General features: G+C 34.3%; 13 protein-coding genes. 6 read left to right on the top strand and 7 right to left on the bottom strand.

Going from position 1 to position 23,304, the window contains the following annotated elements; translation table 11 throughout:
* Window positions 1-15: 15 nt before the first annotated feature.
* Genes OA93_RS05095 through OA93_RS05105 form a run of 3 tightly spaced genes read right to left on the bottom strand, consistent with a single transcriptional unit; the run spans window position 16 to window position 1,648 of the window.
* Entirely contained in the window at window positions 16-858 is an 843-nt protein-coding gene (locus tag OA93_RS05095; RefSeq protein ID WP_039112056.1) for a FecR family protein, read from the bottom strand.
* A gap of 12 nt (window positions 859-870) precedes the next feature.
* Window positions 871-1,080: a hypothetical protein gene (locus tag OA93_RS05100; protein WP_039112057.1), complete on the bottom strand. Its 210-nt coding sequence runs from the start codon at window positions 1,078-1,080 to the stop codon at window positions 871-873.
* Window positions 1,081-1,126: 46 nt separating this feature from the next.
* The gene (locus OA93_RS05105) at window positions 1,127-1,648 is read right to left on the bottom strand and encodes a sigma-70 family RNA polymerase sigma factor (protein ID WP_039112058.1); all 522 of its coding nucleotides are present in this window, start codon (window positions 1,646-1,648) and stop codon (window positions 1,127-1,129) included.
* Window positions 1,649-2,160: 512 nt separating this feature from the next.
* On the opposite strand from OA93_RS05105, the gene OA93_RS05110 reads away from it, so the two are divergent.
* The 4 genes from OA93_RS05110 (at window position 2,161) to OA93_RS05125 (ending at window position 17,067) form a co-directional block, all read left to right on the top strand.
* Complete coding sequence (locus OA93_RS05110) at window positions 2,161-3,696, top strand: peroxidase, FMP-type (protein ID WP_039112162.1); 1,536 nt, start codon at window positions 2,161-2,163, stop codon at window positions 3,694-3,696.
* A gap of 419 nt (window positions 3,697-4,115) precedes the next feature.
* Complete coding sequence (locus OA93_RS05115) at window positions 4,116-14,177, top strand: gliding motility-associated C-terminal domain-containing protein (protein ID WP_240474668.1); 10,062 nt, start codon at window positions 4,116-4,118, stop codon at window positions 14,175-14,177.
* A gap of 26 nt (window positions 14,178-14,203) precedes the next feature.
* Window positions 14,204-15,127 carry a type IX secretion system membrane protein PorP/SprF gene (locus OA93_RS05120; protein ID WP_082001768.1) on the top strand — a complete coding sequence of 308 codons (924 nt, stop codon included), beginning with the start codon at window positions 14,204-14,206 and terminating at the stop codon, window positions 15,125-15,127.
* A gap of 11 nt (window positions 15,128-15,138) precedes the next feature.
* Window positions 15,139-17,067, top strand: a complete 1,929-nt coding sequence (locus OA93_RS05125; protein ID WP_039112060.1) for an OmpA family protein — start codon at window positions 15,139-15,141, stop codon at window positions 17,065-17,067.
* Window positions 17,068-17,207: 140 nt separating this feature from the next.
* Here the strand turns inward: OA93_RS05125 and OA93_RS05130 are convergent, their stop codons facing one another.
* The 3 genes from OA93_RS05130 to OA93_RS05140 are packed head-to-tail and all read right to left on the bottom strand — an operon-like array spanning window position 17,208 to window position 18,299.
* A complete protein-coding gene (locus OA93_RS05130) occupies window positions 17,208-17,426 on the bottom strand; it encodes a DUF4287 domain-containing protein (RefSeq protein ID WP_039112061.1) in 219 nt (72 codons plus the stop codon).
* 41 nt (window positions 17,427-17,467) lie between these two features.
* Complete coding sequence (locus OA93_RS05135; protein WP_039112062.1) at window positions 17,468-17,881, bottom strand: VOC family protein; 414 nt, start codon at window positions 17,879-17,881, stop codon at window positions 17,468-17,470.
* Between the two features lie 10 nt (window positions 17,882-17,891).
* Window positions 17,892-18,299, bottom strand: a complete 408-nt coding sequence (locus OA93_RS05140; protein WP_039112063.1) for a VOC family protein — start codon at window positions 18,297-18,299, stop codon at window positions 17,892-17,894.
* A gap of 138 nt (window positions 18,300-18,437) precedes the next feature.
* On the opposite strand from OA93_RS05140, the gene OA93_RS05145 reads away from it, so the two are divergent.
* Both OA93_RS05145 and OA93_RS05150 read left to right on the top strand, forming a co-directional pair.
* Window positions 18,438-19,418, top strand: coding sequence for a helix-turn-helix domain-containing protein (locus OA93_RS05145; protein WP_082001769.1), 981 nt, complete (start codon window positions 18,438-18,440; stop codon window positions 19,416-19,418).
* A gap of 411 nt (window positions 19,419-19,829) precedes the next feature.
* On the top strand, window positions 19,830-20,867 hold the full coding sequence (locus OA93_RS05150) for a serine hydrolase domain-containing protein (RefSeq protein WP_039112064.1): 1,038 nt from the start codon (window positions 19,830-19,832) through the stop codon (window positions 20,865-20,867).
* A gap of 204 nt (window positions 20,868-21,071) precedes the next feature.
* Here the strand turns inward: OA93_RS05150 and OA93_RS05155 are convergent, their stop codons facing one another.
* A complete protein-coding gene (locus tag OA93_RS05155) occupies window positions 21,072-23,093 on the bottom strand; it encodes a site-specific recombinase (protein WP_240474670.1) in 2,022 nt (673 codons plus the stop codon).
* Window positions 23,094-23,304: the final 211 nt, after the last annotated feature.

The following is a 23,304-nucleotide window of genomic DNA, read 5'->3' on the forward strand; positions in this document are numbered from 1 at the left end:
GCATCCTTTTCTTTTCTATTGAAAAGTAATCTGTTTTAATTTTTCATTTACTTCATAGTTTAGGTTATACATTTCTGATATTAATAGAACAATTGTTTTTAAATCTTCCTTTTTATTTATTCGCACAGTAATTCGTTGGTCATAATATTCTTTCGGAATAATCACTTTGTAACCATAATTAGACTCGATATAAGTGCTTATAACACTGAGTTTTTCATTCTCGAAATCCGTAAACCTGTTAAATTCTGTTACTGAAGCAGTTTCGTTCCCGTAGATAAATTTATCTCCAGGTTTCAGTATCCATTTTTTGTCTTGGTTTTTCACACTCATCTTAACACTTCCTTCATAAAGTTCTACTGCCACTTCTTTTTGAGGATATCCTTTAACTGTAAAAGCGGTACCTAATACTGTAGTTGTAGTTTCGTTACAAAACACCTGAAAAGGATGTTTTTTATCTTTTTTTACTTTAAAATAAGCTTCTCCATTTATTTCTACTTTTCTATTGATAGCAAAATTACTGGCATACATGATTTTAGAATTCGGACTCAATTCTACTTTTGTACTATCTGGTAAGTCAATAATTTTGATTATAGAAGTAGTATTTTCAATTGTATTTTCTACAATTTCAATATTATTACTTATTGGATCATTAGTAAAGTATAATCCAGTCCCGATAAGAGCAAAAATTAAAACTGCCGCTGCTGCATAATAGCGCCATGGTTTATTTTTTTGTTTTTGGGATGGGAATGCCTTTAATTGAAATTCTTCCCAAGAATTCTCTTTTTCAGTATCGGAATGTGCAATGGGAGTTTCGTCCCATAATTTTTTTAATTCCTCTTCTAATTTCTTTTCGTCCATATCTTTTGTGCGTTAAAGTTTTTGACAATAAAATCCTTGTTTATTAAAAACACCATAAACCATTTCTTTAATATCTCTGTTGGTTTCGATTTTTAGAATATGGTCACTATTATCCAAATCAAAATTCATTATACAATCAGAAATGATAAACTGCAGGAGGACTACAATAAAGCTTGCTTCTTCCTTGGTTTTAACATCTGTTTTATAAGATTCAGTACGCATTTTATGTTTCCGTTTATATCTATAACAAACGAGAACATAAAAGTTCCTAATGCTCTTCTATTTTTTTTCGAATAAATTTACTGGCAAGATAAATATGATTGGCAATGGTCTTTTCAGAAAGATCCGTCATTTCTGCAATCTCCTTATAACTAAGGTTTTCCAGTTTGTGTAAAGTGTATATTTTTTGTTGTTGTTCCGGAAGAAGATTTATGAAATTATAAAGTTTTTCTTTTCTTTCTTCAAAAATTATTGTTTCTGTATCCTCTTCTTCAACTTGTAATGGTAAAGTATCAAGTTGAATTATTTTATTTTCTCGATTAACATGATTAATAATGATGTTCTTGCATATTGTAAACAGTTGTTTATCAAACAGAACATCTTCATTAAGCAATTCTCTTTTATTATATAATCTTAAAAAAGTTTCCTGAACAAAGTCTTGTGGGGTAAGTACTGTAAAATTAAATCGTCTGGCTATGTTTATCAGTTTATCATAGTAATTAAGATAAGCCTCCTTGAAAGATGCTTCATTCCCTTTTTTTAAACTTAATATAAACTTTCTGTTGTCCATAACGTAAATATGATCATAGTCTTAACCTAATCGCCAAAATAATATGGCACATTACAGTTATAGCTAAGTCTGACAGGCTTATTTTTTTAATAAACCTTTAGGTACAAAGAACAGAAATTTTATTCTAAATTTTTTTAACAGGAAAAAAATAGTTTAAAAAAAATTATATCTCAGTTTCTGCTACTGCATTAGCACTTCAAATATAAATAAATGGCATGACTAAATTTTGCCTTTTATAACTAAATAATAGACCTCTTTCTCTATTGGTATATTTCATTTATTAGTAATTCTGTTTTTTTCTATATCTGTATGAATGTTGAGTATTTATTGAAAAACGAGTAAAAATACCTAGTTGGTTTTTGAAATTTAATTCTATCATTGTAGAATATAATTTTCGAAAAAAGTTAAAGCATTATTGAGGCTTGTTTAATGAAGATGTCTTTAGATGCGTACTATAATGCATGGGTAACTTTTTAATAAATAGTCTATTAACTTTAAAAAATAATAATATTATGTTTAAACGTAAAGCCCCCGAAGAAGGTAATGATTTGTTCCAGGCATCTTCATATTTGACAGAAGAAGGAAACGACGCATTATTAAAATCTGCTGAAAAGAATAAGAAAGACATTTTGTATGATTTGATGTTTGGATATGAAAAAGTTCAAATTAACGATCCAATCAGAGCCTTTCATGAAAGTAATTTACAGGATATAGTAGATGATGTAAAATATGGTGTTTTAAAAGTATTAGAAGGTACCTGGGTAAGCTATAATAGCAATAATGACTCAAGTAAAAAAAAATTAATTGGAACTGGAATCCATACTACTATTATGCCTTCGCCAGGTACAAATTTAGGTAGTATTCCCGGGAAATATAGTTTTGAATGTGAGGAATATATAGAAAAACTAACATTTGATTTAATAGATGGTGGAGTTCGTAATCGCGGTGGCGTAAATGAACAATTTTGTGGCGCTGTTAAATATGAACAAAGTATTAAAAGCGTAAATAAAGTACCAAACGATACCAAGCTGAAATACACTCCAATTCATGAGGAGAACGGTATGTATTTATGGCTTAGTGATATATTTAACTATGCGGCTACCGAAAAATCTATCAAAGAGGATCGTGGTTTGCACCCTATAGATCCAGATGACAAGAATAAAGATTTATATAAAAGTGGATACAAAGATGAAACTCTTTATTTGCCTTTAGGTAGTAAAGAATATGTAACTCAGGAAAATTTAAACGGACGAGAATATTCTGAAATTATCCCAGCGAAAGAACTTAAACCGGGAGATGGTCAAAGAGGCCCTTATTTTATACCTGATTATTCTATTTCTCGTAGCGGAGTGATTCCGCATGGTAGTACTATAACTTTATTGGGAGATTTAGTTCAAACTGGACCTAGCGGTCTAAATACTGGTGCTCCAAAATTTCCTGAAGGTTTTGATGCTTGGGACTTTGATCATCTTTCTATCTCGAAAACTATGGGTGGAGCTGATGCTAAAAAAGAGCCTATAAATCTTGATGCAGCTCCTCCTGCTTGGGTATTTGAGGAACTTAACGCGGATAATGACCCCAGAGAGAATAAAATATACACACAACGAATACTTGCACATCATTTATATCCTTATTCAGTAAGACCTGATTTACGCCTTCGTGATTCCAACAAAGGAGAAGATATAATAAATCATGTACACATCCAGATGTCATCTAAAAATAAAACGGGTGCTCAGGGTGGGATATTAAATGTTCCGTTTGTGAATCGTTTTGCGCCTACTGTCGAAATGAATATGCAAATGTGGGTAGAAACGGTTGTAGAAGACGGAAAAGAAATTCTTCAGTTGCAATATGAACAAGTTATATTATTCGAATTTCATTTTGGAGATGACGGAGGTACTACCAGCTGGCCACATATACAAGTAAATACGCTTCGCAAAATAGAAGATGTTTCTGAGGATCAAAGACGTTTAATCGAGGAGCAATTTAACTCTAATAAAATTAAATCTTCTGGGGCAGCTTCGGAATGTCCTTATAAAAAAGAATAAAATTTAAAAAAAATCGACTACACCTTTATACTAAAGTGTTTTGGTGTTAGTTTAAAAGCCCAAATCCCTCCAATTTGGGCTTTTTTTATGCATTATTTCCGTTTTACAGCAATAATTTTCTCTAAATTGATTTTTTTGTTTTTCTCTTCAATAAAATAATCGAAATAGTACTTTGATTATAAATTTTCAAAAAAAGCTAACCCAGTCTGGTATTCTTACTTATTTTTTTCTGTATTATATAAATAATAACATTTAAGCAATGGTATTATTCATGTTTCATGTTATAATATGAAACATATAAATAAATATCTCAAAGTTATATTTAATTAATTTTGAGAGACCACATATTCTTTTACCCCCTTTTTTTGAAATTTTAGCAGTATTAAAATTTTAAGTTGCCGTGGTTTAATAAATTGTTCATGTCCACCTTTCAATCCAGAATGTCTATGGAACAATCTATACTATTTAAGTTTTTTTTCAGGAAACTACTTTTTATTTCACTTGTAATTGTTTCTTTTACTACGAGGTCTTATGGACAAAACTGTTCTGTAAACGCAGGTGTACTTAATGTCACTATATGTGCAACAGACGATTTAATCCTTGCCGGAAACACACCATCTCCTATTACAGGAAATGTGTTATGGACTCAAATATCGGGCCCCACTGTAGTTATAGATTCTCCTAATAGCCCCACAACAACTGTTGGTGGTTACACAGGTGGTAACACTTATATTTTTAGGTATAGCGCCACTTGCGCTGACGGAATTGCAACCTATCAGGATAAAGTTGTTAATGTGCAACCAATCACGATTGCTAACGCTGGTAATAATATATCAAGCTGCCCTAATAGTAACGGAACACTTACGATTATGGCAAATGCACCAAAAAATCCTGGAGAAACAGGATTTTGGGATATAGTTGGTGCTAATAGTGCTGGAGTTGTAATTAATTTTCCAAACCTACCTACATCAACCATTACGTTACCTCAAACTAGTTGTGGTACCAGTACGCTTGAGTGGGTTATAGAAGGACCGGAATATTCGCCAGGGCAACGATGCCGAACTACATCGCAAATTACAGTGACTAATTATGGTGGAGTTACTCCCGTTACTGCGGGTGCAGATCAAATCCTGAGCAATTGTTACACTACTACACAAACTACAGATCTTACAGGTTCTTACGGAGGATGTAATATAAATGGGCAAGCAGGTGTATGGACATTTGTAAGTGGTCCTAATACTCCTACTATTGATAGTCCAAACTCAAATAAAACTCAGATATCTAATCTTGTTCAGGGAATCTATACTTTTAGATGGTCTGTTACAGGATCCTGTGCGTCTGGAAATGATTTGGTTACGATTACTGTTCCTGCTGCAACGCAAAATGTAACTACTTTGCCGGGCGGAGATGAAAATATATACTTCTGTAATAATAGTATTACTCAGGTTACACTTATAGCACAAACACCTTTGTATACTGGTGAAACTGTACAGTGGACACAGATTGCAGGAGATCCTGGTGCTGTCATTGTTTCGCCAACTAATTCTACAACATTGGTGACTAATATATCAAGTGCAGGAAATCCTTATACTTTTAGATATACACTAACCAATAATAATACAGGTTGTGTTTTTACCAAAGATTATAATGTACAATATAATGGCGCAACAAGAACCATTTTGGCTAATAATGGTGAAGATATGGTGGGTAGTTGTAATGCAACCGTATTTACCATTCCTCTTGCAGTTACAGGAACTGGCGTAAATCAGTACAGGATTGTAAGTGGCCCAAGTGGTTCTCCGTTAGGCCCATTCCCAACTGCGTTACAAGATATTGGGAATTCTTTAACCTTAACCCTAACCTCATCTGGAGATTATAGTGTTGAATTTATCAGGAGCCAAAATGGATCTCCTGTTAATTGTGATTTCGGATTTGACACGCTGACTATCCTGGTTTCTGGAGCTCCAACACCTTCTAACGCTGGTTCTGACGTAAGTTTGCCTTGTGGTGATACCACAGCAATGTTATCTGGAGTGGTAACAGATGATGGAATGCATTTTTGGAGTCAGTTAAGTGGTCCTAATACCGCAACTATTGCAGATGTTTTTGCTGTCGATACACAAATAAGCGGACTTATTCCCGGAACATATGTCTTTCAATATATAACAAAAGGTGGTGGTGCAACATGTGGTTTTTCTGTAGCCTCAGTAACAATATATGTTTCTGCAAGTGCTCTTGGAACAATTGATGCGGGGCCTGATCAAATTGTGTGTGCTAGCTCTCAAGTCACTATGGCTGGTTCACCCCCACAAAGTGGTGAAATTGGAGAATGGATTCAGATAGGTGGGCCTAATATAGTTATATTTTCTAGTCTTAATGATCCAAATGCTGTTGCTACAGGTTTTGCTACAGTTTCATCTGCATATGTATTTCAATGGACGATATCTTATCTTCATCCTGGTCCATCCTGTAGTGCATCTATTTCTGATACAGTTACAATTACTACAAATAGCTCTCAAGCTGCGTCAAACTCTGATGCAGGCCCAGATGCTTGTTATCCTTCTGGTACAAGTACTTTTAATCTAGGAGGTAATACGCCTACGCTATCAGAATCTGGAACCTGGACTGTAACTCCTACGACAGGAGTTGTAATCGCTGATCCAAATGATCCTAATACGATGGTGACAGTTCCCGGAAATGGGACTTATGTTTTTACATGGTCTATTGAAACGGTAAGCGGACTATGCGAACCCAACAAAAACAGCGTTTCTGTAACTATAGCAAATACTCCTCCAGCAGCAAATGCAGGACCTGATCAGGAAATATGCGGTAACACCATTACCATGGCTGCAACAGCCAGTAGTGGCGGAATTGGAACCTGGACAAGAATTTCGGGTGCTGGAAATTATAGCATAAGCGATGAACATGACCCAAATGCTGTATTTACTTTTACTTACAGCGGTTATTATATTTTTAGATGGACTATAAATGCAGATGTTTGTGGTGTTGCCTTTGATGATGTAACCGTATCAATCGGGATTCCTCCTCATACTGCCGTAGCAGGACCAGATCAATATATTTGTAGTAACACGAGTGTTACTATGGTTGGAAATAATTATGATGATTTTTTTGAAAGCGGACAATGGACTTTACTCTCTGGAGCTCCTAATCAACCAAATATTCTAAATCCATCAAATCCAAACACTGTAATTAATGGACTTGTTGCTGGTACTTATATTTTTAGATGGACTATTTTGGCAAAAAATATTTATCTATGTACTGGTAGTTTTGATGATATGACTGTTGTAGTTGCTCCTGCAGCCAATGCTGGACCAGATCAGTCCTTTTGTGATGTAAGCAGTATACAACTTATAGGAAATAATAATTCGACAGGAACATGGGTTCTTACTAGTACAACCGGAAACGTAAATGATGTAATTATTACGCAATCTCCACCTGACAGTTATATTGCCAATGCTACTGTTGTACCCGGAAACAGTTATGTTTTTACTTATATGACCGATCCTGTTACTTATCCAGATAGTTCGGTTTGTCCCGGATCATCAGATTCAGTAAATATTGATATTTTTAGTGGAGCTAGTGTTGATCCTAATGCTGGAGCAGATCAAATTTTATGTATTCAGGATGTTGGAGGAATTACATCTTTAAATGGGAATACTCCACCTCCTGATGTTTCTTTAGCCCAGTGGCGTTTTGCTTTTCAGCCTTCAGGAAGTGTTGCCGTTATTGATACTCCTAATGCTCCCAATAGTACAGTTTCAGGTTTAACTGTTCCCGGACTTTATATCTTAGAGTGGGTATTCGAAAGCAATAGTTGCCGTACCTTATCAGATATTGTAAGAATAGAGATGAATGCTGTGCCAAGTACAGCAAATGTAGGTCCTGATGATACAGCTGCTTGCCAAACAACGTATAAAACTGCCGCGGTTCCACCAACAGTAGGTATCGGAACTTGGTCTTTTGCAAGCCCTACCGACGATCCATCCGGAGGAGACGTAGTAATCGACAGTCCAAATAGCCCCGTAACAACATTATCTAATATAACTACATTAGGAACGTATATCTTAACATGGACAGTAACAAATGGCCCATTTAGCAATCCGTCTTTATGCCAGCCTACCTCAGATACTGTTCAAATAACTTTTAATGATATCCCCCCTTCTATAGCAAACGCAGGACCCGATCAAGAGTTATGCGATGTTAGTCTTGCTACTATGAATGCAGTGGCTGTAACTTCAGGTTTAGGAACTTGGACACAAGTACCTGGTGGCCCTAATACAGCCAATATTGCATCGCCAAATAATGAAAAATCTTTAATGTTAGGATTGATTCCCGGAACGTATGAATTCTTATGGACTGTTACAACTCTTAATTTAAATGGATGTATTTCTCAGGATTCTGTTAAAGTTACGATATATCAATTGCCTTCAACGGCTAATGCTGGACCAGACCAGACAATTCCGCAATTTTCGCCAGTAAATCTAAATGCTGTTCCACCAACAGTAGGAACAGGAGTTTGGAGTCAGGTTTCTGGCCCAACAGTTATTGGGTTTGATGATAAAACATCTCCAACAACTGCTATTGCTGGAACTATCTCAGGAACTTATGTTTTACAATGGACAGTAACTAATGGCAATTGTGCTGTTTCTATAGATACTGTTACCATAACTATTCTTGCTGTTGCTGATTTAGAATTAACAAAATCAGTTACACCTGGTAAAGGAAGCGCAGGTGATATTGTAACCTTTAATATTCAGGTTTTTAATAACAACTCATTGGGTGGTACAGTCGATGCAACTGGTGTAGCTGTTCGGGATTTCCTTCCTACAGGTTATACTATAGTCCCGGGTTCTGTTAATCTTGCTGGGCAATATAATATTGGTGATAATACAATTTTATGGTCTAATCTAATGGTTCCTAACGGAGGCAGATTAAACTTAATTTTTCAAGCTACTATTAATTCAACAGGATCTTATGTAAATGTTGCCGAGATTGTTGCTTCAAATCAATTTGATCCGGATAGTACACCAAATAATCATATCCCATCAGAAGACGATCAGGATAAAGCAGCTATAATACTAGATATTGTCGATTTATCGCTTACCAAATCAGTATCACCTTCAGTAGTGAGTATCAATGACAATGTAATATTTACTATAAGTGTTATCAATAGCGGCCCTAATAATGGCAGCGGAATAACTGTTCTGGATAAATTACCCCCAGGATATACTTATGTGAGCGATAATGGTGCTGGTAAATATAATAATACTACAGGTATCTGGAATGTTGGAAATCTTAATAATGGGAATTCTATTTCGCTTCAAATTACGGCAAAGGTTAATGTGGCAACCTCTGCCAATTATATAAATATTGCCGAGATTCAAACTGCCCGACAATTAGATCCTGACAGTACTCCGGGTAACGGACTCCCTGAGGACGATATGGATGATGCCGCAATAACTTTAAAACTGGCAGATTTAGAACTTAGCAAAACAGTATTGCCTACAAGTGCTGCTGCTGGCGATGTAGTAGATTTCACCCTCACTCTCGTAAATAAAGGTCCAGGAAATGCTACTGGAGTAAACATACAAGATGTTATTCCGGTTGGTTATACTTTAGTTCCGGGATCAGTATCTAATGGTGGATTATATGAAGTAGCAAGTGCAAAACTCGAATGGAAAAACTTAGTATTGGCTAACGGTGCTTCTACAAATTTGACATTTAAAGCAACTGTAAATCCTACAGGCAATTATTTAAATACGGCTCAGGTAACAGCAAGTGATTTACTTGATCCTGATAGTACACCAAATAATGACGATGGCGATCAGAGTGAAGATGATGAAGCCAATGCAAAAATTATCTTTATTGGTCCATCTGCAGATTTGTCTTTGATTAAAAATGTAGTTGCAGGGAATTCAAGTCCTTTTATAGGAACTCAGATTTCTTTTGAACTTATTATTACCAACAGCGGACCAAACAATGCAACAGGCGTTCAGGTACAAGATTTGTTGCCATCTGGTTATGAATTTATAAATTATAGTTCATCTGCTGGACTTTATGATGAAAGTACAGGTTTTTGGAATGTAGGTAGTATCGATACAGGAGTTTCAGAATCTCTTATTCTTGATGCAAAAGTATTGCCTACAGGTACTTACTTAAACATAACTCAGGTTACAGCCAGTGATTTACCCGATCCTGATAGTACACCAAATAATGATGATGGTAATCAGACTGAAGATGATGAAGATAGTGTATTTATTACCCCTATTCAGCCTTATACCGATTTATCATTAACCAAATCGGTTGATAATCCAACACCTTTAGTTGGGGCGCAAGTTACTTTTAAAGTTGTAGTGACCAATAATGGCCCGCAAAACGATACAGGTGTTCAGGTAACCGATTTGCTTCCGGATGGATATACTTACAACGCATTTACAGTTTCTACAGGAACTTACAACCCTGTAACAGGATTATGGGTAATTGGTAATTTAATCGATGGAGAATCAGAAACGCTGCAAATAACAGGGACTGTAAATGCTACAGGAAATTATTTAAATATTGCTGAGGTAACTGCAGCAAGTCTTCCTGACCCTAATTCTACCCCAAATAACGGAGTTACTACAGAAGATGATTATGCAACAGCAACGATTACACCAACGAATCAAGCTTCAGATTTATCTTTAACCAAATCAGTTAATAGTCCAACACCATTAGTTGGCTCACAAGTAACATTTAGTGTTGTAGTAACCAATAACGGTCCGCAAGATAATACTGGAGTTCAGGTTACCGATTTACTTCCAGATGGATATGTGTATAACGGATTTACAGTTTCTACAGGAACTTACAATTCTACAACAGGATTATGGACAGTTGGTAATCTTATCAATGGAAAATCAGAAACCTTACAGATTACTGGAACTGTAAACCTAACAGGCGATTACATGAATATTGCCGAGGTAACTGCAGCAGGTCTTTCCGATCCTAATTCTACCCCGAATAACGGAGTTACTACAGAAGATGATTATGCAACAGCAACGATTACACCAACTAATCAAGCTTCAGATTTATCATTGACCAAATCAGTTAATAATCCAACGCCTTTAGTTGGCTCACAAGTAACATTTAGTGTTGTAGTGACCAATAATGGTCCGCAAGATAATACTGGTGTTCAGGTAACCGATTTATTACCTTCAGGATATACTTATAACGGATTTACAGTTTCTACAGGAACTTACAATTCTACAACAGGCTTATGGACGGTTGGTAATCTTATCAATGGAAAATCTGAAACCCTACAGATTACAGGAACTGTAAATACAACAGGTGATTATCTGAATATTGCTGAGGTAACTGCGGCAAGTCTTCCCGACCCTAATTCTATCCCAAATAACGGAGTTACTACAGAAGATGATTATGCAACAGCAACGATTACACCAACTAATCAAGCTTCGGATTTATCATTGACCAAATCAGTTAATAATCCAACGCCTTTAGTTGGCTCACAAGTAACATTTAGTGTTGTAGTGACCAATAATGGTCCGCAAGATAATACTGGGGTTCAGGTAACCGATTTATTACCTTCAGGATATACTTATAACGGATTTACAGTTTCTACAGGAACTTACAATCCTGTAACAGGGCTATGGATTGTTGGGAATTTAATTAACGGAAAATCAGAAACCCTACAAATAACAGGAACTGTAAACCTAACAGGCAATTATATAAATAGTACTGAGGTAACTGCGGCTGGTCTTCCTGACCCAAATTCTACCCCGAATAACGGAGTTACTACAGAAGATGATTATGCAACAGCAACTACGATTCCAATAAATCAGGCTGCAAATTTATCTTTAACTAAAACTGTAGATAAGTTAAATCAGTTGATTGGTAATCAAGTTGTATTTGAAGTAATAATAACTAATAGTGGCCCTCAGAATGCTACAGGAGTTGAAGTAACTGATTTATTACCTTCTGGATATACTTACAGCAGTTTTACAGCTACTAAAGGAACTTATAATAAGACTAACGGAAAATGGAATATTGGATCTTTGATAAATGGAGATTCACAAACGCTACAAATTACTGCCATTGTAAATGCAACAGGCAATTATGTAAATGTCGCTGAAGTAACGGCAAGTAGTTTGCCAGATCCAAATTCAACTCCAAATAATGGTGTTGTAACCGAAGATGATTATGCAACAGCCGTAGTTACTCCTACTAGTCCCATGGCCGATTTATCTCTTGTAAAAACTGTTTTAGGAAGCAATTTAAGTCCTGTATTCGACTCAACAGTTACTTTTGAAATTACGGTAAGTAATAGCGGTCCACAAACGGCAACTGGTGTAAAAGTAATAGACTTATTGCCAAGCGGATATCAATATATCACCTACAGCTCAACAGTGGGACAATATCTTAATACAACTGGAATTTGGGATATAGGATCTGTTTCTAGTGGTACTTCTGCCTCTTTATTTGTTACTGTAAAAGTAAATACTACCGGTAATTATACTAACACGGCCGAGGTTTACGCTTCAAATGTATTAGATCCGGATAGTACCCCAAATAATAATGATCCTAACGAAGATGATATTTCTACACTCGTACTTACTCCAGTTTCCGCTGTTGCAGATCTTTCGATAGATAAAAAAGTCGTTAATAATACCCTTACGCCTAATGTAGGGTCTCTAATTACTTTTTCGGTAACAGTAACCAATTCAGGACCGAGTACTGCAACTGGTGTAACAATAAAAGATATTTTGCCTTCAGGATATGATTTTGTATTCTATAATGTAACCTCTGGAAGTTATAATCGCGTTAACGGAATATGGTCGCCAGGAACGATTCTGTCTGGTAATAGCCATACTTTATTAATTAATGTTTATGTAAAAAATCCAACTGGAGCTACAGATGAATATCTTAATACTGCCGAGATAATGACTTCAGATCAATTAGATCCAGATAGTACACCAGGTAATGGAGTTACTACAGAAGATGATTATGATAGCATATCAGTAACACCAGTAATTGTTATGGCCGATTTATCTATTAGTAAAATAGCATTAAATCAAGATGCTACTCATGATGTGGGTTCACAAGTTATTTTTACAGTTACTGTTACCAATGATGGTCCGGCAGATGCAACTGGCGTATTAGTTAAAGATTTATTACCGCCTGGTTTTGAGTATACAACCAGCAGTCCTACAAGTGGTCTTTACGACTATATTACAGGAGTTTGGAATACAGGAATAGTTGCTAATGGTACTACACAATCTCTTGATATATATACTAAAGTAAACCCTCCGACAGGAGTTGCTAATGAATACACAAATACAACCGAAATTATTGCTAGTAACCTGCCTGATCCTGACTCTACACCAAATAACGGAGTTATAACAGAAGATGATTATGATAGTTTACAAATTAAAGTAGCTGTTGCCGATTTAAGTTTAGAGAAAACAGTCAGCAATAAAAATGCAAATGTAAATGAAGTCGTAACTTATACCATACAACTAAACAACGATGGGCCGAGTACAGCTACAGGAGTTGCTGTAGAAGATATGATTCCTATAGGATTATCCCATATTACCAATATCAATAACGGAGGAGTATTTAGCAAAAGCATCATAAAATGGGTGAATTTAACCGTGCCTGTTGGCGGAATAACGCTAACGTATCAGGTAACAGTCGAGAATCCGCATGGACTTGATAGCTTCGATTATCAAAATATTGCTCAGGTTACAGCTAGTAATCAGTTTGATCCAGATAGTAAACCAAATAACGACAATGGAGATCAAAGCGAAGACGACGAAGATTCGGAATTCATAAACATTCCTTCAACTGATATTGCAATAAATAAAGAAGTTGATAAAACAGATGTTCCTATGGGCAGCGAGGTAATCTTCACGATCACAGCAGAAAATCTTGGTGGTTTAACAGCTACAAATGTTGAGGTACAAGACATTCTCCCAAAAGGATATTCATTAACTAGTTTTACTGTAACATCGGGAGCATATAATAGTTCAACAGGAATCTGGACAATACCAAGCGTAAACGCAGGAAGTTCTCAAACATTGACAATTAATGTAAAAGTATTAGACTTTAAAGATTATCTAAATACGGTAAGTTTAATAAAAATGGATCAGATAGATACCAATCCGTCAAACAATCAGGATACTGCAACGATTTCTCCTAATTGCCTGAAAATTTACAATGAGTTTTCTCCAAATGACGACGGACAAAATGATACTTTTTATATCGATTGTATATCACAATATCCTGATAATCGCCTTCAGATATTTAACCGTTGGGGGAATTTAATTTACAATAAAAAAGGATATAATAATACTTGGGATGGAAAAGCAGATGGATCTGCGAAAGTGCTTCCAGAAGGAACCTATTTCTACATCCTTGATCTCGGAGATGGTTCGGCTAAAACCTCAGGATGGCTTTATTTAAAATAAAATGAATAACCAAAATTAAATTGGCTATGATTCAAAATATAAAAAAGATTTTCACCATCATAACGATGCTATCTGTATTTAGCGGTTTGGCACAACAAGATCCGCAATACACACAGTATATGTATAATACGCTTAGTGTTAACTCTGCGTATGCCGGATCGTTAGGACATTTGGCTGTAACCGGAATATACAGAACCCAGTGGGTTGGTCTGGAAGGAGCACCAAAAACGGCATCATTTAGTTTGGATACGCCACTAGGAAAACGCGTAGGATTAGGCTTATCTGTAATTAGTGAAGAAATCGGACCATCGGAAGAACAATACATAGATGCTAATTTCTCTTATACGATACAATCAGGACCAACTCATCAACTATCTTTTGGTATAAAAGGAGGCGGACGCGTATTAAATATCGATTGGACAAAAGGAAGTTATAGAGATCCTGATGCTCAGTTTCGCGAAAACATTACTAACAAATTCTTGCCCGTTATTGGCGCTGGTTTGTACTGGCACGGAGAAAGAGATTATATCGGACTATCAATTCCGAATTTTATGACACGGGAACGATATGATTATGATGATATTGCGGATGATCTTGTAAACCAACGCATGCACTTATATCTTATTGGTGGAATTGTTTTTGATTTATCGGCTCATACAAAATTTAAACCAGCAACTTTGCTTAAGTACGTTGCAGGTGCACCATTAATTGCTGATTTTTCGGCCAACTTTATGTTTAACGATTGTCTGACTCTTGGCGCATCATATCGTACCTCCGATTCAGTAAGCGGATTGGTTTCTTTGCAAATATCACCGCAAATACTAGTAGGTTATGCGTATGATTATACCACAACCGAATTACAAAATTACAATAGTGGCACACATGAAATTATGCTAAGATTTGAATTGGTATCACGCAAAAAAGGATTAAAATCGCCTAGATTCTTTTAATACTATGCTATATGAAAAGAACGATTATTATACTTGTATTATTAGTTATGCAGTTGGTTTATTCGCAAACGAAAAACAAAACTGCCGATGCTCTATTTGATAAAATGTATTATATAGAAGCAGCAAAATCGTATGAAATGTCTATAAAAAATGGAGACGTTTCTAAAGAGATTTTGCAGCGTGTAGGAGATGCTCATTATTTTAATACGCAAATGGAAAATGCAAGTAAATGGTATGGTAAGCTCCTTGCCGATTATTCAAATGAAGTTTCCGCTGAATATTATTTCCGTTATGCACAATCCTTACAAGGAATCCAGAATTATGAATTGGCTAAAAAATGGATGAAAAGTTTTTCTGAAAAACAAAAAGCATCAGATTCCAGAGGCGAGAATTTTTCACTAAAAACAGTAACACTAGAAGATATTAAAGCTATAAAACCACAGTTTATACTCGAAAATCTGGATATAAATTCGGCTTATTCCGATTTTGGACCAATGTTTTATAAAGGCGATTTAGTTTACTCTACAACCGTAGATTCCTCTTATTTAAAAACAGCTAAATACGGATGGAATGATCAGCCGTTTTTAAACCTTCAACTAGGCAAAATTAGCCCGACACAAACCGATGTGACTTTTAAAGAACGTTTCGGGAAAGAGATTACAACACAATATCATGAAGCTTGCGTGGCTTTTTCGCCTGACGAAAAAACAATTTATTTTACAAGAAATAATTATAACGGAAAACTGAAAAGAGATGCTAAAGGAATCAATAATTTAAAAATGTATTCGGCAAAAGCTGTGGAAAATGGAAACGGTACTGTAAAATGGGAAAACGTAAAAGAACTTCCTTTTAACAGCGATAACTATTCTGTTGGGCAACCATCTGTAAGTAAAGACGGAAAAAAACTATACTTTATTTCGGATATGCCAGGAACAATTGGTTCTACAGATGTTTTTGTTGTTGATATTTTAGGCGAAGATCAATATTCGAATCCTAAAAATTTAGGAGAGAAAGTAAATACTAGCGGACGCGAAATGTTTCCTTTTATAACTGATAAAGCATTATATTTTTCATCTGATGGATTCTTGGGTCTGGGTGGACTTGATGTTTTTGAAAGCCGATTAAACAACGAAATTTTTAATACGCCAGTTAATCTTGGCGCTCCATTAAATAGCAATCTAGATGATTTTGGTTATATCGTAAACGAAGAAACCAATAAAGGTTTTGTTTGTTCCAACAGAAAAACAGGCAAAGGCGATGATGATATTTATTCTTTCGAAAGAAGCTGTACACAATCGATTAAAGGATATGTTTTTGATGCTATTTCTAATGCTAAAATAGCGGGAGCCATTGTTACGCTTAAAAATAAAGAAAATCAAAAAATTGATGAAACAGTTTCTAAAATTGATGGTAGTTACGAGTTTGACGGAAACATTGCTTGTAGCACCTCTTATACAATTGAGGCTGCAAAAGATAATTTTGCAACAAATACAAAAGCAATTACTACGGCTGAAAGTTCTGGGGTAATACAAGTTCCTATTGACCTTGACCCTGCTCTTATAGAACGCAAAGACGGTTTATTAAAAATAAAAATTGGTATTATTTTCTTTGATCTTGATAAGTCGAATATCCGATATGATGCCGCAATAGAATTAAATAAAGTAGTTTTATTAATGAGCCAATACCCAACAATAATTATTAAGATAGAATCCCACACCGATTCCAGAGCTAATGACCAGTACAATCTTGAACTCTCTGACCGACGAGCAAAATCAACCAGAGATTATATAATCTCTCAAGGAATTGCCCCTGATAGAATCGAAAGTGCAATTGGTTACGGAGAAACACAGCTTATTAATAATTGCTCAAACGGAGTTCCTTGTACTGAAGTACAACATCAAATAAACAGACGTAGTGAATTTATTATCACTAAGATGTAATTTAAAATAATAAAAATATTCTAATGTTGATTACTCAATAAAGTCGGAACAATAAGAATTAAAATATACTATAATAAAAAGAAGCTGTATCAAATCTTTCATTGATACGGCTTCTTTCTATTTTGCTTTTATACAATATTTTATTCCGTTTTCCCTTTGAATGAAGCGTAGATTGCCATAGCATGTCCATGACCTAATTCAAATTCTTCTTTAAGCCAATTGGTAATTTGGGTGGCTTTTACAGTTTCAATAATGTTTCCGTCTTTCAGGAATCCTTTCTTTTCAGCCAGTTCTTTAAATTCTGCTGGTGTTTTACCAGTCTTGGCTTTAATATTATCTATATACGCTTGAAATGACATAATCGTGTTGGTTTAGTTTGTGATACAATTTATAGTAATAGTTAATCTTTAGCAGATGAATAATAGAGCATCCATTGATAACCAAATTTATCCGTAAGATGACCAAATAAGGCTCCAAAAAAAGTTACTTCTAAAGAATGAGTTGCAACGCCATCTTTAGCCAGATAAGCATAGGCATTTCTTATTTCTTCTTCAGTGTTAAAAGTAAGCATCATAGCAACATTATTACCTTTAACTAAATTTTCTGGAGCCATATCTGATCCCATAATTACAATAGAGTCACTCTTAAGTGTGGCATGCAAAATACATTTTTTCATTTTCTGAGGCAAATCTTTTGCCATTGGTGAGTCGGCTATGGTTTGTAGTTTGAGTTCACCACCAAGACAAGCTTTGTAAAATGTCATAGCTTCCTGGCAATTGCCATTAAATGTTAAATAAGAATTAAGCTGTACCATTTTTATTGTGTTATTGTTGTGGGAATTTAGTTAGATCCATATATAGAACTTCCCAAAGATGCCCATCTAAATCTTCAAAGCTTCGTTGTTGCATAAAACCATAATCTTTAGCTTCAGAAGATTCCTTACCTCCTGCTCCTACGGCTTTATCGATCATTGTATTCACTTCCTGAGTGCTATCTACAGATAAAGAGTTAATTACAGAAGCGGTTTTAAAAGTATTACCGATTTCTTTTTTGGTAAATTCATTAAATTTTGAATGCGTTAAAAGCATTACATAGATTTCTTCGGTCAAAACCATACAAGCAGCAGTTTCATCTGTAAACTGTGGGTTATTTGTAAATCCGATTGCTGAATAAAAGGACATTGCCTTTTGTAAATCTGCTACAGGCAGATTGATAAAAATTTTCGTAGCCATTTGTCTAATTTTTTAATTGTTAATTGATTAATACAAAGATCGAACAGAAATAATAGAATATGAATATACAAAAATGACAACAAAAGGGTGATTTGCGACAAACTATATTTATCTTTGAAATAGTAAGAAATTAAAGCTATGATAAAAAAAGTTAGTATTCTTGTTCCTGAAAGTTCTGTTTTGCAAGCTATTGCAGACCCTCAGTATTTATTTTCGGCAGTAAACCAATTTATGGTTTCATCTGGTAAAGAACCGCTGTTTGAAGTACAGTTAGTTGGCTTAAAAAATGAAGTAAAGCTAAATGACGGATTATATTCTGTAAATGCATCTCATCTTTTAAAAGATATTACAAAGACTGATCTAATTGTAATACCTGCATTGTTTGGAGATATGAAGAATGCGATAGCTCTAAATCAACAATTTTTGCCTTGGATAAACGAACAATATGATAAAGGAGCCGAAGTCGCTTCCTTATGTGTTGGCGCATTCTTGTTGGCATCTACAGGTTTATTAAATAATAAAAAATGTTCTACACATTGGGGTTTTCAAAACGAGTTTAGAGAAATGTTTCCCGAAGTAGAAGTTGTAGATGGAAGTATAATTACCGAAGAACTGCGTATTTATTCTAGTGGAGGAGCAAATTCTTATTGGAATTTGTTATTGCATCTGGTAGAAAAATATACGGATAGACAAACTGCTATATTAGCTTCTAAATATTTTGCTATTGATATAGATAGAGATAGCCAGGCAGCATTTGCAATGTTTCAGGGACAAAAAAATCATAATGATGCTGCAATTAAACAAGCACAGGAATTTATAGAAGATAATATTCAGGAGAAAATTACAATTGATGAATTGGCAGAATTAGTACTATTAGGCAGAAGAAGTTTTGAAAGACGATTTAAAGCCGCGACCAATAATTCTGTTTTAGAATATATAAACAGAGTAAAAATTGAGTTTGCTAAAAAGAGTTTTGAAACCAGTCGTAAGAATATTAACGAAGTAATGTACGATGTAGGTTATACAGATACCAAAGCATTTCGTAGTATTTTCAAAAAAGTTACTGGATTAAACCCAATCGAATACCGCAATAAGTACAATAAAATGGTTCTTAATTAATACTCATATAGCTCACAGTTTCAACCGTGTGATACAGATTGCGATAATGCATTATGCTTCAACGGCTAAAACCGTTGGCAATGTTTACAACACCCGATAGCACGGAAATTCTTTCCGTGTCCGCAAGATGTATTCTTAATCAAGATATAAGTTTATATCATTTTAAATTCCAGAGCTCCGATGGAGTAATTACGGATTATAATTTTCTAAAACTTCCTGAGAGCTAAAGTATTTTCTAAACTTGAAAATCACATTTAATAGCGGGAAATTCCTTGTATATGTTGCATCACTTAAAGTAAAAAAAAGACTTTTTTGAAAATATTACTTTCCTATATTTGTTTACAACAAAACCAAAGTTTTTTCACAAACTGACGTTATGTGCCATTTAATCATATAATTAAATTATAAATTATGACAATAAAACATTTAACGATATTTTTGTTTTTTGCCTTACTTGGGTGTAAAAGTAATCAGCAAAATGTTGAAAATGCGATTACAAAAAATGCCTTACAGTTATTAGAGGACAAAAGATTTCATTCTGTTTCAATAGCTGTGTTTAAAGATGGAGAATCTACAATAAAACATTTTGGAGAATTATCTATTGGAAAAGGAAACAAACCAAACGATTCTACACTTTATGAATTAGCTTCTGTAACTAAAACTTTTACGGGCTATGTAGCCGCTAAAGCCGTACTTGATAAAAAAATAAATTTAGATGATGATATTAGAATTTATCTAAGCGAACCTTATCCTAATTTAGAATTTAATGGAGAATGTATAACAATCAAGCACCTCCTCACGCATACAAGTGGGTTTCCTAATTTCCCTATAAAAAGCGAAAATAAAGAAGCTTTTTTTGAAGGATTAAAACTAATCAAAATTGAAACGAAACCTGGAGAAATATATTCCTATTCAAACACAGCTCCAGAGTTAACAGCATATATACTTGAAAAAGTGTATCAAAAACCTTATGAGGAATTGGTAATTGAATTTGTTTTGAAACCAAATAAAATGAACCAAACCAAATTCACCTTAAATGATAATGAAAGAGCAATTTTAGTAAAGGGCTACAATGATAAAAACGAGTTAATGCCAAACTTCAATAGAACTTTATGGGGCGGAATTTCAGGATTGCACTCTACGCCTACGGATTTAGTAAAATATATGAAATTACAACTTGACAAGTCAAATCTTGTTGTAAATGAATCTCATAAAAAATTATACAAAGAAGGTTCTGATTTTTGGGAGGGTTATCATTGGTATATATTAGAAAATGATAATGAATTAATTTATAGACATCACGGAGGTATATACGGAATGCAAAATTGGTTTGTGATTTATCCTAAAAAAAATATGGGAATATCTATATTAACAAATACCAGTTTTAATGAAACAGGAGAAATTTTGGAAAACGTGGTTGATAAATTATATGAAGACCTAAATAAATAGATATAAACAGAAAAAAAACAGCACATAACCTCTATAATAATGGCAGATTTAGGCCTTAATTTTATGATATGTGTGCTATAAATACAATGTTCTGATGGAGTAATTACGGATTATAATTTTCTAAAACTTCTAAAAAAAAGGTGCTGTCCAAAAATTAGACAGCACCTTTTTTATTACTTAAGAAATAATGAGTTTTGTAAATAGCTATTGTGAAATACTGCTATTTTTTGGTGGAAAAAAGAAATGCATAGGTTTACTTAAAAAGTACCTGAAGATTGCTCTTGCCACTTGTCTTAGTTCTGAAAGCGGAATGTTTCGAGAACGAAATGCAAGTCCAAGCGATAAGCTGAAACTAACCATGAAATTGACCAAACCGATGATTCCGATACCTAATACTGACCAGATAAACATCCATTGAGTAACATAAAAGTCGGTTCCGTATAAAGCCAACGCAAAGTTTCCACTTGCAAAAGTAATGTGCCTGATATCTATATTTAATCCGAAGAATATCCCAATAAAAGCTGTACTTCCCATAAAAACACCAAACCAGAAATTAGAAATAATACCTGCCCATTTTTTTTCATATAAAGAGGCTAATTTCTTAGTCCATTTTTTACCTAAACTCAATTTTAATAATGGATGTTCCTGAATACGATAGTATATATGATTGTGTTTGTCACGATTGGCGATACTACCCGCAATAATTCCTGATAAGAATAGAAAAACCCCTGCTATGGCAGCATGAAAAATTGCTGCAGAATAAATCGGATTTAGATCTTGCATTAAAGTTGGCCATTTTTCCTTAGCTATATTATAATGAAAAGTTTGGTCAATAAGCCAGATTCCGAGTAATGAAACTGGAAAAGCTATAATAACGTTCCCTACAAAAGCGATAAACTGTGAGCGGAATACACGAGCAAAAAATATTGCAAATTCTTTATACTTATAGTCTTTTTTGTCCTGTGTTTTTTGCTTAAAGCCTTCTTGTAAAGCCCTTACCAGTGCAGAAGCGGTCATTGCAGGCTGTTTTGTTGCAAGCGTAAACCCAAGAATATAAATGATTATAAATCCGATAGAATAGTTCATGCTGTATAAAAAAACATGTCCAAATCCGCTTGCTTCTACTTTACCTAATAACAGTTTAATGATACACAGTATTCCTACGATAAAACCTCCACCAGCAGCAGAATAAAACATTTTATAATACTCCTTACGACTATTAGTAATATAATGTTCTCCAGTATTGGCAGTATGCTGGGTTATTTCATAAGATAAAAGCTGAGTACTCTCATTAACTAATTTCTGGATATTATTTTTATCACAATTGTATTTAATCAGTTTATACGCTAGAGAAATTGTATTTCTTTTAGCATCTTCTTGATTGCCTTGTATCAAAAGTGGTAATAGCGATTTAAGTCGCTGAAGTTGCTGACGAATTCGTAAAAGACTTTGATTTACGTGTAATGAAATACCGAATTTATTACTGTTTTTAAAAGCAGTTTCTATATAATCTACACATTGTTTGTGCAGAATAATTAATTGTTTGTAACCTAAATCATCTTCATTGATTGCATTCTCAGGAGAATCAATTAGTTTCTCATTCATTAATAACAATTCTCGCTGAAAAGCAATAAATGGGCTTTCGAGATTTTCATATTCTGGCACCATTTGTATTACATCTGTCTCCATGGCAGACCCACAAATGCGATAAGTAATTACTTCCATTGCAAAAATTAACTCATTAAACGAAGAGTTTTCGTCAGTGAATCCATAAATAGAATGAAATTTAAGCAAATAAAATAGCTCTAGGATTTGCTCTTGAGGTATTTTTTTAATCCATATCGGGTCAGTATTAACAAAGAATATTTGATTTAAAATAAATTGCAATGTGTCCTTTTCAGGTTGCTCAGGAATTAATTTAGCGAAAATCCTTTTGCGAACTTCAAAAAAGAAATTGGCATCTTGAAGAATACCTGCATCAGAAAGGATTTTATTAAACTTTTTCTTTTCTAAATGGGCATTAACGCAAACCATCAGTCCGTTACGATAATTTTCATTCTCCTTAAGTAGACTAATTAGCTCCGATAAATCAACAGCAGTAACAGTTTTTGGGTTTTTCGGGCGAATTAAATTCACCAGTTCTACCAGTAATTCTACATTTTCGCTATTAAATTCCCATAACTGGGCATTATTAAAGTTTTTTTCAAAATAGTATTTTAATGTCATTTTTGGTTTTCTCCTCAATTTCATTCTAATCAAATTTATTATAGCAAATCTTTTTATATCGGGTACAAAAAGTGAGCTTGTTTGAGTTTGCAATATACTGTATAAGAATTATAGTCATTTTAATTTTCTCTTAAAGTATTCTCGCGATAGTTTATTTAGACAGAATTTTAATTCATTTCTAATTTTTGATTTTACTTTTGAAGGGGGAAAA

This window comes from Flavobacterium sp. KMS (assembly GCF_000813005.1).
In the GTDB taxonomy this organism is placed as follows: Bacteria; Bacteroidota; Bacteroidia; order Flavobacteriales; family Flavobacteriaceae; genus Flavobacterium.